Raw genomic sequence first — 13,844 nt, 5'->3', positions numbered from 1 at the left:
GCCCGGAGACGAGCGTCAGGCGCTCGAGTAGTTCTCCAGCGGTGCGGCAGCCCCGCTTCGCCGAGAGCTGCCCGGTGCCGAGCTCGGGCCGGCACCGGTCCGCGACCTCGCCCGCCACCGCCACCCGCAGCGCGTAGACCCGCCGGCCGAGGACCTCGACCGCCGCGGACGGGCCGGGCGCGGCATCCGCTTCGGGATATTCCAGGAGGTTGGTTACGGGGTAATTCTACCCTGACTAGAACTTGAAGTTGAGAGTTGCTCACATATATTGAGAACTTGTTTTGTATATATAGACGAATAAGTCCGTGCTCTTCCGCCGCCCGCGTGGCGACGGGGCGGCCATCTCAGGCCCTACGCACGCTCCAGTTCGTGGGCCAGCGCCTCAAGTTCGGCCCCTCCGGCCATCAGCGCGGTCATCTCTACGATCGTGATCTCACTCTTGGCGAAATCGCCCATGCTGGTGCCGCGCTGCAGTAGCAGGAAGCGGTCGCCGACCGGATAGGCGTGGTGCGGATTGTGCGTGATGAAGACGACGCCGAGCCCGCGGTCCCTGGCCCGGGCGATGTACGAGAGCACCACCCCGGCCTGCTTGACTCCCAGGGCCGACGTGGGCTCGTCGAGAATGACGACCTTCGCCCCGAAATGTACGGCGCGTGCGATGGCGACGGCTTGCCGTTCCCCGCCGGAAAGCGTTCCGATCGGCTGGTCCACGTCGCGCAGGTTGATGCCCATCCGGGCGAGCTCGTGTTTGGTCGTGGCCCGCATGCCGGTGACATCGAGGCGCCGGAGCGGGCCTCTGCCGCGGGTGAGCTCGGAACCGAGGAAGAAGTTGCGCCACACCGGCATCAACGGCACCACGGCCAGGTCCTGGTAAACGGTGGCGATGCCGAGGGAGAGCGCCTCCCGCGGATGCGCGAATCGGCGCTCCACCCCGAAGACGCGCAGGGTTCCCTCCGAGTGCTGGTGGGCACCGGAGAGGATCTTGATGAACGTTGACTTGCCCGCGCCGTTGTCGCCCAGCACGCAGAGCACTTCCCCGGCGCCGACGGATGCCGACACGCCCGCCAACGCCCGCACGGAACCGTAGGACTTCCCGATGTTGCGCACCTCGAGGATCGGCTCCGGACGGATCGGCTCTGGCCGGATCGGCTCTGGCCGGATCGGGGCCGGCGTCATGCGCGCACCCCGGACTGGCGGCGAACGAGCAGGTTGACCAACACGGCGAGCAGCAGCATCCCGCCGAGAAAGGCCTTGAGCCAGTTGTTGTCCCACTGGGCGAACACGATGCCCTGCAGGGTCATCCCGTAGATCAGGGCTCCGAGGGCCGCGCCGATCGCCGATCCGTAGCCGCCGGTGAGCAGGCATCCGCCCACGACGGCACAGATGATGTAGATGAATTCCTGGCCGACCCCGGTCGTGGCCTGCACGGTCGACACGTCGAAGAGCTGAAGCATGCCGACGAGCCAGCCGGCACCGGCCGTGGTCATGAACAGCCCGAGCTTGACCTTGAACACGGGAACGCCGACCTGCCGAGAGCTCGTGACCTGGCCACCGACGGCGAAGATCCAGTTGCCGGGCCGGGTGCGGAGCAACACCCAGGTGGCCATTGCGGTGAGCGCGATCCACCAGACGATCGAGATCTTGACGTCCATGCCCAGAAACGGGAACGAGGAGCCGAAGAAGACCTTGACTTGGTCGAACCCGGGCACCGCCCCCATCCCCTGAATGGCGACGCTGCCCGTGATGAGTTTCGTCAACGCCAGGTTGCAGCCCTGCAGGATGAAGAAGGCTGCGAGGGTCACGATGAAGCTCGGCAGGCCGGTCTTCATGACGACCCAGGCGTTGCCGGCACCGATCACGAGCGCCACCACGAGGGCCAGCACGAGGGCGAGCCAGATGTTCAGGTCCCACTGAGTGGTGACCACGCCGACGATGAGCCCCGTGGTGCCCGTCATCGCGCCCGCCGAGAGGTCGAACTCCCCGCCGATCATGAGCAGGGCGACGGCCACGGCCATGATGCCGAACAGGGAGGCCGAGTAGAGCCAGGTGGAGATGCCCGCGGGGGTCAGGAACGCTTGCGTGGAGAGCGAGAAGAAGAGGAAGATCGCGAGGGCCGCCACGAGTGCGCCGACTTCGGGCCTGCGCAGCAGGGTGAGCAGCGGATGCACCCTCCCCGGCCGTTCATCGATCCCCGCGCCCACAGCGACGGTCATCTCGTGCCGTTCTCCGCGAACTTCGCGACCTGGGCCGCGTTGTCCTTCGTCACGAAGCCCGGGCCCGAATAGACCGGCAGCCCGCCGCCGACGACGTCGCCGTTGCGCTTCTGCAGGGTGAGGAAGGTCACGGGCAGGTAGCCCTGGGAGTAGGGCTGCTGGTCGACCGCGAACAGTATCTTGCCGCCCTGGATGAGCCGGGTCACGTCGGCCGACACGTCGAATGTGGCCAGCGTGGCTGGGCTTTTCACCTCGTCGATGGCCTGGCTCGCGGCAACGGCGACCCCGGTCTGCAGGGTGAGGACGGCGTCGATGGACGGGTCGGCCAGGAGTTTGCTCTTGATGGTGTTCTGGGCATCCGCGAGGTTGGCGACGTCGACCTGCACGTTGCTGACGTCCGCGCCGACCGTGTCGGCGGCACCCGTGCAGCGTTCTTCGAGCCCCGAGTTGCCGGCCTCGTGGATGATGCAGATCACGTTGGTCACGTCGGCGGCGGCCAGTTGTTCGCCGGCTCCCTGGCCCGCGATGAACTCGCTCTGGCCGACGTGGGTCTGGGCGCCGAATTCGACGGACTTCTCCAGGCCCGAGTTGATGGTGATCACCGGGATGCCGGCGGCAACGGCTTTCTCGACGGCGCTCTTCACGCCGTCGGGGTTCGCCATCGAGATGATGAGCCCGTCGGGCTGGGCCGCGATGGCCGCTTCGATCAGCTGGCTCTGCTTGACCGGGTCGCCGTCGCCCTGATACGTGACCGTGGCTCCGAGGTCCGTGCCTGCCTGCTCGGCGCCGCTCTTGACGACGTCCCAGAAGGAATCGCCTGCGGTGCCGTGGGTGACCACGGCGATGGTGACAGGCTCCCCCGCCGCTCCACCGTCGGCATCCGTTTCCGTGGCGGTGCACCCCGTCAGCACCAGCGACGCGACACCGAAAACGGCCAGCAGGCTGATCTTGAGCTTCATGTCTGAACTGTTCCCGACTGTCGTGCGGCGGCCTGAAACAGCGAGGGTTCGCCGGTGACCTGATGCATATCGAACTTACTGGACTGGGGCCCCGCTCGATTCAGTTCGATTCGAACCAGTGGCATGAGTGACTCCTCCTTGACGATTCGTTCGGCGCACAGCCACGTGTGCCAGACACAAGAAAGCCCCCGGAACCGTGTGGTTCCGGGGGCTGATGGTTGCGGGGGCAGGATTTGAACCTACGACCTCTGGGTTATGAGCCCAGCGAGCTACCGAACTGCTCCACCCCGCGTTGCAAGAACAAACTTACCACAGCCTTGGGTTGTGAAACGCATGGTCGATCTCAGAGGTGGTGGCCACACTCTGTGTACTCCTGAATCCGCTTTCGATAGGGGGAGATTCACCTTTGACGGTTCGCACAGAAGCCCGGTCCGACACCGCCGCTTATGCCGAAGGCTTCGGCGGCAAGTCCGGAAACTGATTCCGGACGTCCTGGGCGACCGCGCGCGACGCTGTGCCGGGGATGTCGAAGTTCGTCGAATTGCACTCCCTCACACCCTCCCACTGACGGTGGATCTGGGGTTCTATCGACACTGCCTGCACCTTCCCCCAGTACCCAACGAGGTATTCCGCATGCGCCGCAACCCGACTGCTGCCCGGCTTCTCGCCGTCGTGTTCACGGTGATCATCGCTGGTACGCCCCGGCAATCGCGGACAGTGGACCACGGTGGCGGAGCTGAACGTGATCGGTCGCTCCCTCTCAGCGCCGCCGCCCGCTCCGACCCCCACGGGGTCGAAAGGAAGCTGGGGTGCGACGATCGGTTTCCCGCTGGTTCCCGCGGCGGCAGCCCTCTTGCCCGGCAACACAGTGCTCACCTGATCCTCGTACTCCAACACGACCTTCGGCGGGGCCAACGGCAACACCCAGACCGCCATCCTCGATCTGAACACCGGCGTGGTCACCCCGCTTACTGTCGCGAATACGGGGCCCGACATGTTCTGCCCCGGGGTGTCGATCCTCCCGGACGGCAGGATCCTGATCAGCGGGGGGAGCAACGCCGCCTCGTCGACGATCTACAACCCGGCGAACAACACGTGGTCAGCCGCCACACCCATGAACATCCCGCGCGCCTATCAGTCGAACGTCACGCTTTCCAATGGGCAGGTATTCCTTCTCGGCGGCTCCTGGGCGGGCGGCCAGGGCGGCAAGAATGGTGACATCTGGTCGACTGGCGCCGGGTGGCGCGGGCTGGCCAACGCGCCTGTCGCACCGATCCTGACGAACGACCCGCAAGGGGTGTTCCGATCCGACAACCACGCATGGCTGTTCGCGGTGGCCGACGGGAAGGTGTTCCATGCCGGCCCGAGCCGTCGGATGAACACACGACCAGCAGCACCAGCGCTGTTCAGGATCTTGGTCTCCGGGCCGACAGTGGCGACGCGATGAACGGAAATGCGGTCATGTACGACGTCGGCAAGATACTCACCCTCGGTAACTCGCCCGCGTACCAGGACAGTGACGCCACCGCGCGGGCCTATGCAATCGACATCGACAATGGTGTCACGGTGACGCGAACCGGCGACATGGCGGCGCGACGGGCTTTCTTGAACTCCGTCGTGCTGCCCGACGGACAGGTTCTGGCATTGGGCGTTCAGGCGTATGCGAAGCCATTCTCGGACGCAACGGCCGCCATGGCGCCTGAGGTTTGGAACCCGGCGACCGGCAAGTTCACCGCGCTCGCGCCGATGACTGAGCCGCGCACATATCACAGCGTGGGGCTACTGCTGCCTGATGCCCGGGTCTTCGTCGGCGGTGGCGGCCTCTGCGGCACCTGCACGACCATCCATCCGGACGGGCAGGTATTCACGCCGCCCTACCTGCTCAACGCCGACGGTACGGCCCGTCCTCGTCCATCGATCACCACGGCGCCTACCACTGCGGCGCGGGGTTCCACCATCCCGGTAACGACGTCTGGGCCCACACCAGTCTTCTCCCTCATCCGCATGAGCACGGTCACCCACTCGATCAACACTGACCAGCGTCGCATCCCGCTCACGCCCACCGGCGTGACCGGCAATACCGCATCCCTGACCATTCCGTCCGATCCGGGAGTCGTGGTTCCCGGGCATTATCTCCTGTTCGCCCTGGACGCGAATGGGGTGCCGAGCGTCGCCCAGACGATCCGGATCGGGTAGTCGAACTACGGCCGTGAGGAATGTGGAGTCGGGGTGATGACCTTTCCGACACTTTCACTCAAAAGTCCGGACATGTACTGGACCCCCGAGTTAAAGCAGAAGGACCGGTGCAGCATTTCTGCTGAACCGGTCCTTCTGTACATGTGATGAGAATCACCGTGGCATTGCCTGAAGCGCACTTGGTTGCGGGGGCAGGATTTGAACCTACGACCTCTGGGTTATGAGCCCAGCGAGCTACCGAACTGCTCCACCCCGCGCTACAAGGTCAAATTTACCACAGCCTGCGGACCGGTCCGACCACACGGGCTGCGGAACCGGCCATCCCTGCACACGGAACGCGGGTGCTGCGCCGTTCCGCGGGAGGCGTGCCCCCGGCGAAACGGCGCAGCACCCGCGCAGCGGATGAAGCGGCGAACGACTCGCTACTGGTCGAGCAGCACCAGCATTTCGGCGATCGCGTCGTTCAGCTTCTTGTCGGCTACCCCAAAGGCGGTGAAGTCACCGGTCGTCAGGGCCGCCTGCTTCTCGGTGACGGCCAGCTTGGCCACGGCGAGGAGCGACTTCAGCTGAGCATCCGTCGCCGGGTCACCGGTCGACGTGGACGGAGTGGTTCCACCCTCGGCAGGGGCCTCCCCCTCCACGGGCGTCTCGGACGGCGGCACATCGGTGTCGCCGGCGCTGGCGCCGGAGTCGCCGCCGAAGAGCACGTCAAGCGCCTTGTCCAGCGTGTCCTCGAACGCGATCTGGTCTCCGAAGGCGACGAGCACCTTCTGCAGCAGCGGGTAGCTGGTCTCACCCGTGGACTGCACGTAAACCGGCTGCACGTAGAGCAGGCCGCCACCCACAGGCACGGTGAGCAGGTTTCCGTTGAGCACCTTCGATTGGCCCTGCTTGAGCAGGTTCAACTGGGTAGACACGGTCGGGTCGGCGTTGAACTTCGCCTGCACCTGGCCGGGGCCGGGCACGGTCACATCCTTCGGCAGGTTGAGCAGGCGCAGCTTGCCGTAGCCTTCAGCCCGCTTCCCGTCGGTCGATCCGGCATCCGCGTCTACCGCCAGGTAGCCGGTCAGCACGTTACGGCTGGTCGCGCCGCTCGCATCCGGGATGAAGGTCGAGTAGAGCGAAAAGGCCGGCTTCTCCTGGCCCGGTACCTGCATGGTCAGGTAGTAGGGCGGCTGCAGGGTCGTGTTCGTCGACGGTGACACCGGGTCGTTCGGCGTGGTCCAGGCGTCGTCGACCGAGTAGAAGGAACCCGGGTCGGTGACGTGGTACTTGCCCAGAACCCGGCGCTGCACCTTGAACAGGTCCGCCGGGTAGCGCACGTGGCTCATCAAATCGCCACTCATCTCGGACATCGGCTTGACGGTCGTCGGGAAGATCTTCTGCCACGTCTTGAGCAGCGGATCCTCGTCGTCCCAGGCGTAGAGGGTGACCTTGCCGTCATAGGCGTCGACCGTGGCCTTGACCGAGTTTCGCATGTAGTTGATGTTGTCGAGCGCGAATGGCTGCGGGGGCGTTTCAGTGTCGGCGATCGCGTCGCTCAGGCCCACGGAGGTGGAGTACGGGTAGTCGGCCGAGGTGGTGTAACCGTCAACGATCCACTTGACCTTGCCGTCGACGATCGACGGGTAGGCGTCGGAGTCGAGGGTGAGGTACGGAGCCACCTTCTGCACCCGGGTGACCGGGTCGCGGTCATAGAGGATCTGAGACTTCTCGTTCACGGCGTTGGCCAGGAAGATCTGCTCCGACTGGAACTTGAGCGCGTAGATCAGCTTGCTGAATGCGCTGTCGAGCTTCGGCCCGCCGTCGCCGTCGAAGGTCGTATAGGTCTGCTGCGCGCCATCCGTTCCCGACGGGTAGTCGAGCTCGACCGGCTTGCTGTCCTTCGGCGCGCCCACGATGGAATACGGCGCCGACGTCTCGCCGAAGTAAATCCGCGGCTCATAGTCGGGCAGTGACCCGGTGGTCGGGATGCCGGACTCGAGGAACACAGGCTGGCCGTCGGCCGAGCGCTGGTTGCCGTAGGCCGCCACGACGCCGTAGCCGTGCGTGTAGACCACGGTCGAGTTGACCCAGGTGTTCCCGGCGTTCAAGCCGGTCAGGTTGAGGTCGCGCACGGTGACCACTGTGTCCTGGGACTTGCCGTCAATCGTGTACCGGTCGACGTCGAGGTTCTGCGGGAACTGATAATACTGCTTGAACTGCTCGAGCTGGGAGAACGCGTCGCTGACCAGAGCAGGGTCGAGAATACGGATGTTAGCGGTCGTCTCAGCGTCGGCGCGCAGGGCGCCGGGCTCGGCCGTCGTGCTCGCGTTGTACGGAATCTCCTCCACATCCGCCAGGTCGTAGGCGTCGCGGGTGAGGTCGATGTTGCGCTGAATATAGGGTTCTTCGAGCGTCTTGGCGCTCGGCACCACCTGGAAGCGCTGCACGACCCACGGGTACAGCGAACCGAGCAGGAGGCTGCTGACGATTAACAGCGCGGTGCCGACAATGGGCAGGCGCCAGCGGCCGATGAAGGCCGTGAGGAGGAACAGGATAGCGACGACGGCGGCGATTCCGGCCAGGATGGCGCGGCCCGGGATCGTGGCGTTCACGTCGGTGTAGCCGGCGCCGGTGATGATGTCGTTGGTGTTGGTCAGCGTGGAGTACTGGTCGAGCCAGATGCTGACGGCCTGCAGCATCAGGTAGAGGGCTGCCGTGATGGCAATCTGGATGCGGGCGGCCTTGGAAACGATGACCTCGCGCCCACTCACCCTGATCGAGCCATACAGGTAGCTCGTAGCCGCGGCGACGAGGGCCGAGATGAGCACCACGGCCGACGCGAACCCGAGCACGGAGTGGAGGAAGGGGAGATCGAACAGATAGAACGAGATGTCCAGTTTGAATTGGGGGTCGACTCGGCCGGTGTCCGTGCGGTTCAGCCACATCAGTACGACCTGCCAGCGGGTGGCCGCGGCGACGCCGGCGAACAGACCGAGCAGAGCCGGGATGCCGTACATGGCGAGGCGGCGCAGCGGCTCGATGACCTGCTGGTAGCGGTCGAGTTGCGAATTCAGCTTCGCATAGACCGGCCGCGAGCGGTACGCGATCTGGATGCTCGCCCAGACGGGGACCGCCATCGCTACGAACCCGATCAGAAACAGCACGGCACCGGCGAACCACTGCGTGGTCAGCACGGTGAGGAAGCCCAACTGGTCGAACCAGAGAACGTCGGCATAGAGCCCGGCGAAAACAAAGAAGATGATCACCAGCCCCGCGATAATCGCTGCCGTAATGGCAAGGGGAGCACGGCTGCGCTGTGGCGCTGGAGCGCTACGGGCTTGTTGTGACGTCACGAATTGGCCTCTTGATCTCGAAATCGGCGGTCAACGTACATTCTAGACAGCCGCCCCGAACGAAAGCCGCACGTTCGCTGGGCAGCGACCCGGGGTTAGCCGAGTGTGCACTGCTCCAGCGCGTCGGTGTCCGCACCGGTGCGGATGGCGTCCAGCGCGGCCAGCGCGTCGTCGAGGGTGTCAACGGAGAAGACCGTCATCCCGTCGGGAACGTGACCGGTAACCTCGTCACAGTTGCCGGCGGGCGCGAGGAACCAATGGGCGCCGCTTTGGTCGGCACCGATTAGCTTCTGTCGGATACCGCCGATCTGACCCACCTCGCCGGCCTGGTTTATCGTGCCGGTGCCCGCGACGTCCTCACCGCCCTGAATAAAGCCGGAGGTGAGCGTGTCGATGATGCCGAGGGCGAACATCATGCCCGCGCTGGGCCCGCCGACCGAGTCGAGTTCGATCGTGACGTCGAAGGGGAAGTCGTAGTCGCTCGTCACATTGATGCCCACCACGACGGCGTCGCCCGATTCAACCGGGGTGACCTGCACCGTCTCGCTGGCGCCGTCCCGGATGATTCCGATGGAGGCGGCGTCGTCGACCCCGTTTCGCGTCAGCGCGTCTCGCAGGGCCGTGATGTCGGCGACCTCCTCACCGTTCACCGAGACCACCTCGTCGCCGGCTTCGATGGCTCCCTCGGCGGGCGAGTCGCCGGGCAGGGAGACAACCGAGAGGATCGTCGGGTAGTCATAGTCGAGGCTGGTCAGAGCGGCGGCGATCGCATCCCGCTGCGAATTCACCATCTGCACCTGGCTCTGCTCCTCGCGCTGCTTCGTGCTCACGTCGGGCGGGAACGCCGACTCGATCGGGATCACGGCCTGGTTCGGGTCGAGCCAGGCGGCGGCGACCGTCAGCCAGCTCGGCCGGTTGTCGGGGTTGCCCACCAGTGACACGGTCAGCAGGTCGAGGCTGCCCTCGGTCGGGTAGACGGGTTCGCCGGAGATGGAGATGAGCGGCACCTGCTGGCCATCCTGTTCGGCGGTGCCGATGGTGTTGTAGACCGGTCCTGGTTTCTCGATCACATACGGTGACGGCGTCACGGCGAGGATGAGGCCGATGACCATCGCGATCCCGAGCACCACCCAGCCTGCCCCGACGGCGCGCGCGGATCGGTCGGGCGGCTGTACTGGGTGATCGGTGAAGAGGGCCACCGGTCTCCTTCCAGGGAATGTGCTGGCTGTTCGCGGCAGGCGGACACCGGTTTACCAGCGTAGGTCATTTCCCAGTCCGCGCCGGGGATCTCCGGCTAGCGTAGGAGGACGCGACTGAGAGGTGCCTGAAGTGGCCGACGACGACTCCCGACCCGACGAGGGTCACAATCCCGAAGATGAGTTTCGGGACATGCTGCGCGACATCCTGAGTGGGAAGTCGTCCATCGACCCGAGCCAGCTGGCCGGCGCGGCGGGGCTTCCCAGCGACCCGGCGAGCATTTCCGCGCTGATGAATCAGTTGCAGGGTGCTCTGCGCGGCGGCGGCGACGGATCCATCAATTGGGATGCCGCCCTCAACCAGGGCCAGGAGCGCGCGGCCCAGAGCCAGCTCGACGTGACCTCGGCCGAACGCGCCGCCCTCGACCAGGCATTCCACATCGCCTCCCTCTGGCTGGACGAGGTGATCTCGGTCGCCGAGCTCACCACCCCTCCGCGCCTGATGACCCGTAAGGAATGGGTCACCGCGACCATGCCGCTCTGGACCCAGCTCGCCGAGCCCGTCGCGACCAGCATCTCCGACTCTCTGACCCGGGTGCTCACCGATCAGGCCCCGGAAGAACTCAAGGGCATGATGGCCGGTGCCGGCCAGGTGATGCGCAGCATCGGCGGCACCCTGTTCGCCATGCAGCTCGGCCAGGTCGTGGGTCAGCTGTCCAGCGAGGTCGTCTCCGGTGGAGACGTCGGCATCCCTTTGCTCAGCGACCAGCAGGCCGCTTTGCTCCCCCAGAACGTGGCCGCGTTCGGGGAAGGCCTCGACGTTCCCGCCGACCAGGTGCAGATCTACCTCGCGGTGCGCGAAATCGCCCATGCGCGCCTCTTCCGCCACTCCCGCTGGCTGCGCCTGCACCTGATCAGCTCGATCACCGACTTCGCCCGCGGCATCCACATCGACTCAAGCCGCCTCGAGCAGCTGGCCGACGGCTTCGATCCGGCCAACCCGGAAGAGCTGCGCGCCGCCATGGTCGACGGCTCGCTGATCCCGCCGAAGAGCGAGGCCCAGCTGGCCGCGCTTTCCCGGCTCGAGACGATGCTCGCCCTGATCGAGGGCTGGGTCGATGTCGTCACCCTCGAGGCCACGAGCCGGCTGCCCCGCGCGGATGCGATCGCCGAGACGGTGAAGCGGCGCCGGGCATCCGGTGGCCCCGCCGAGTCGGCGTTCGCCACCCTGGTCGGGCTCGAGCTGCGGCCCCGGCGTCTGCGCGAGGCCGCCGCGCTGTGGCAGGCCGTGACGGATGCCGTGGGCAACGAGAAGCGCGACGAACTGTGGGCCCACCCGGACCTTCTGCCCTCGTCAGCGGACCTCGACGACCCACAGGCCCTCGTGGCCCGTCTAACCAGCTCGGCGGCCGGAGCCGAGCCCGTGCTCGACGAGGTGGACCAGGCTCTGGAAGACCTGTTGCGCGACGACGACACCGAGCGGCCGCACGAGGCGTAGCGTGGCGGGCGCGGGCTAGATCAGGCCCTTCGTGTGCCAGATCGTCTTCGTCTCGGTAAATGCCAGGACGCGCGCCAGGGAGGGACTCGCGGCATCCGGACCGTTCTCGGGCTGCAGCACCCGGGTGAGCGTCTCGGCCGCGTCGATCTCGAGGTGGATCCAGTCGAGATCGCCGGCGCCAACCAGGTCGAGGGCGTTGACGTCGGCGTGGCTGGCCAGCCACGGCGCCATCTCGGCGGGAGACCCGGTGAGGATGTTGACTACGCCGCCGGGCACGTCGCTCGTGGCGATCACCTCGCCCAGGCTGATCGCCGAGAGCGGCATGGCCTCGTTCGCGACGACGACCACGGTATTGCCTGAGACCAGCGCCGGGGCGACCGCGCTGACGAGACCGAGGAGGGAACCCCCGGTCTGCGGCGCGATGATGGCGACGACGCCCGTGGGCTCCGGCACCGTGAGGTTGAAGTAGGGTCCCGAAACCGGGTTGGCGTTGCCGGCCACCTGCAGGTACTTGTCGGCCCAGCCGGCGTACCAGACCCAGCGGTCGATGGCCTCGTCGACCTGGGCGGATGCTGCCGCGGTGCTCACTCCTTCCGACTGCACGATTTCGGCGACGAACTGGGCCCGGCGCCCCTCGAGCAACTCCGCGATGCGGTAGAGCACCTGACCGCGGTTGTAGGCCGTGGCGTCGGCCCAGCCGCCGAGGGCCGAGCGGGCGGCGACGACGGCGTCCCGGGCATCCTTGCGGCTGGCCTTCGCGGCGTTGGCGAGGAATTCCCCGTCATGGGAACGGATCTCGTAGACCCGGCCCGACTCACTGCGCGGGAACTTGCCGCCGAGGTAGAGCTTGTAGGTCTTGGGAACGGCGAGGCGGGTCACTTGGCTGCCTTCTTTCGGGAAACGGGGGTCTTCTCCGCTGCCGGCGAAGCAGCGGCCGGTGCGATGGATGCCGCGGGCGCGGGCGTCACGGTGCGCGCGGCCGCGCGACCCGTGGCGGGCTTGAGGTAGGCGGCAAGCCCGTGACGGCCGCCCTCGCGCCCGTAGCCGGACTCCTTGTAGCCGCCGAATGGGCTGGCCGGGTCGAAGCGGTTGAACGTGTTCGCCCAGATCACGCCGGCACGCAACTTGTCGGCGACGGCCAGCATCCGGCTGCCCTTCTCGGTCCAGATTCCGGCGGACAGTCCGTACGGCGTGTTGTTCGCCTTGGCGATGGCCTCGGCCGGGGTGCGGAAAGTCAGCACGGAGAGCACCGGACCGAATACCTCGTCACGGGCGATGCGGTGGCTGGTGGAGACGTTGGTGAAGATGGTCGGTCTGAACCAGAAGCCGGCCTCGGGCAGCACGCAGTCCGGGCTCCAGCGCTCGGCGCCTTCCTGCTCGCCGATGTCGGTGAGCTCCCGGATGCGGGCCAGCTGCTCGGCGCTGTTGATAGCGCCGATGTCGGTGTTCTTGTCCATCGGGTCGCCGAGGCGCAGCGTGGACAGGCGCGCCTTGAGGCGGTCGATGACATCGTCGTGGATCGACTCCTGCACGAGCAGGCGGCTGCCCGCGCAGCAGACGTGGCCCTGGTTGAAGAAGATGCCGTTGACGATGCCCTCGATCGCCTGGTCGATGGGCGCGTCGTCGAAGACGATGTTCGCGGCCTTGCCGCCGAGCTCGAGGATGACCTTCTTGTCGGTTCCGGCGACCGAGCGGGCGATGGCCCGGCCGGCGCCGGTGGAGCCGGTGAACGCGACGAGGTTGACGCCGGGGTGCCCGACGAGGGCCTTGCCGGTGTCGCGGCCGCCCGTGACGATGTTGACTACGCCGGCGGGCAGGTCGGCCTGCTGCAGGATCTCGGCGAACAGCAGCGCGGTCAGGGAGGTGGTCTCGGCCGGCTTGAGCACGACCGTGTTGCCGGCGGCGAGGGCCGGGGCGATCTTCCAAGCCAGCATCAGCAGGGGGAAGTTCCACGGGATCACCTGGGCGGCGACGCCCCGCGCGGACGGCGTCGGGCCGACCCCGGCGTGGTCGAGCTTGTCGGCCCAGCCGGCGTAGTAGAAGAACCAGGCGGCAACCAGAGGCACGTCGACGTCGCGGCTCTCCTTGATCGGCTTGCCGTTGTCGAGGGTCTCGGCGACGGCAAGCTCACGGGCCCGCTCCTGCACAAGGCGGGCGATGCGGAACAGGTACTTGCCGCGATCGCTGCCGGAGAGCTTCGACCAGGTCTTGTCGTAGGCGCGACGGGCGGCGGCCACCGCCGCGTCGACATCCGCCGCGTCGGCGTGGGCGATCATTGCGATCTGCTTCTCGGTGGCCGGGTTGATGCTCTGGAACGGCTCGCCCCGACCGGCGACGAACTCCCCGTCGATGAAGAGTCCGTAGTCCCCCCGAAGGTTCAGCACGGCCTGGGACTCCGGGGCCGGAGCGTAGTCAAGAAAGCTCATGGTTATTCCAATCAAGGT

At 66.6% G+C, this 13,844-nt stretch carries 11 protein-coding genes and 2 tRNA genes; 3 read left to right on the top strand and 10 right to left on the bottom strand.

All coding sequences use genetic code 11. The features are described 5' to 3' along the window. Positions 1 to 351: 351 nt before the first annotated feature. The 5 genes from E3O22_RS15270 to E3O22_RS15250 form a co-directional block, all read right to left on the bottom strand. A complete protein-coding gene (locus E3O22_RS15270) occupies positions 352 to 1,176 on the bottom strand; it encodes an ATP-binding cassette domain-containing protein (protein ID WP_134396343.1) in 825 nt (274 codons plus the stop codon). Next, positions 1,173 to 2,213: an ABC transporter permease gene (locus E3O22_RS15265; RefSeq protein WP_134396345.1), complete on the bottom strand. Its 1,041-nt coding sequence runs from the start codon at positions 2,211 to 2,213 to the stop codon at positions 1,173 to 1,175. Before E3O22_RS15265 ends, E3O22_RS15270 begins: the two co-directional genes overlap by 4 nt. Continuing rightward, positions 2,210 to 3,172, bottom strand: a complete 963-nt coding sequence (locus E3O22_RS15260) for a sugar ABC transporter substrate-binding protein (protein WP_134396346.1) — start codon at positions 3,170 to 3,172, stop codon at positions 2,210 to 2,212. Before E3O22_RS15260 ends, E3O22_RS15265 begins: the two co-directional genes overlap by 4 nt. Before the next feature lie 215 nt (positions 3,173 to 3,387). Next, positions 3,388 to 3,464: transfer RNA gene (locus E3O22_RS15255), tRNA-Met, on the bottom strand. A gap of 152 nt (positions 3,465 to 3,616) precedes the next feature. Beyond that, entirely contained in the window at positions 3,617 to 4,135 is a 519-nt protein-coding gene (locus E3O22_RS15250) for a hypothetical protein (RefSeq protein ID WP_134396348.1), read from the bottom strand. Here E3O22_RS15250 and E3O22_RS15245 point away from each other — a divergent pair. Both E3O22_RS15245 and E3O22_RS15240 read left to right on the top strand, forming a co-directional pair. Beyond that, entirely contained in the window at positions 4,128 to 4,619 is a 492-nt protein-coding gene (locus E3O22_RS15245; protein WP_134396350.1) for a kelch repeat-containing protein, read from the top strand. The two genes, E3O22_RS15250 and E3O22_RS15245, sit on opposite strands and share 8 nt — an antisense overlap. Further along, positions 4,616 to 5,368 carry a galactose oxidase-like domain-containing protein gene (locus tag E3O22_RS15240; RefSeq protein ID WP_166784674.1) on the top strand — a complete coding sequence of 251 codons (753 nt, stop codon included), beginning with the start codon at positions 4,616 to 4,618 and terminating at the stop codon, positions 5,366 to 5,368. The genes E3O22_RS15245 and E3O22_RS15240 overlap by 4 nt, the downstream gene beginning before the upstream one ends. A gap of 180 nt (positions 5,369 to 5,548) precedes the next feature. Here the strand turns inward: E3O22_RS15240 and E3O22_RS15235 are convergent. From E3O22_RS15235 to E3O22_RS15225, 3 genes are all read right to left on the bottom strand, one after another. Beyond that, positions 5,549 to 5,625: transfer RNA gene (locus tag E3O22_RS15235), tRNA-Met, on the bottom strand. Positions 5,626 to 5,790: 165 nt separating this feature from the next. Continuing rightward, on the bottom strand, positions 5,791 to 8,706 hold the full coding sequence (locus tag E3O22_RS15230; RefSeq protein WP_174722073.1) for a UPF0182 family protein: 2,916 nt from the start codon (positions 8,704 to 8,706) through the stop codon (positions 5,791 to 5,793). A 95-nt stretch (positions 8,707 to 8,801) separates the two neighbouring features. Next, positions 8,802 to 9,905 carry a PDZ domain-containing protein gene (locus tag E3O22_RS15225; protein WP_134396354.1) on the bottom strand — a complete coding sequence of 368 codons (1,104 nt, stop codon included), beginning with the start codon at positions 9,903 to 9,905 and terminating at the stop codon, positions 8,802 to 8,804. Between the two features lie 130 nt (positions 9,906 to 10,035). Between E3O22_RS15225 and E3O22_RS15220 the strand changes: the two genes are divergently transcribed. Then, entirely contained in the window at positions 10,036 to 11,400 is a 1,365-nt protein-coding gene (locus E3O22_RS15220; RefSeq protein WP_370448455.1) for a zinc-dependent metalloprotease, read from the top strand. A gap of 15 nt (positions 11,401 to 11,415) precedes the next feature. Here the strand turns inward: E3O22_RS15220 and E3O22_RS15215 are convergent, their stop codons facing one another. Both E3O22_RS15215 and E3O22_RS15210 read right to left on the bottom strand, forming a co-directional pair. Further along, positions 11,416 to 12,279, bottom strand: coding sequence for an aldehyde dehydrogenase family protein (locus E3O22_RS15215; RefSeq protein WP_134396355.1), 864 nt, complete (start codon positions 12,277 to 12,279; stop codon positions 11,416 to 11,418). Then, complete coding sequence (locus E3O22_RS15210; RefSeq protein WP_134396357.1) at positions 12,276 to 13,826, bottom strand: aldehyde dehydrogenase family protein; 1,551 nt, start codon at positions 13,824 to 13,826, stop codon at positions 12,276 to 12,278. Before E3O22_RS15210 ends, E3O22_RS15215 begins: the two co-directional genes overlap by 4 nt. Positions 13,827 to 13,844: the final 18 nt, after the last annotated feature.

Origin of the sequence: Cryobacterium sp. TMT2-18-2 (assembly GCF_004402245.1) — a bacterium.
Classification (GTDB): Bacteria; Actinomycetota; Actinomycetes; order Actinomycetales; family Microbacteriaceae; genus Cryobacterium; species Cryobacterium sandaracinum.
Note: the sequence above shows the minus strand (reverse complement) of the source record. Positions and strands in the feature narration are given on the sequence as shown.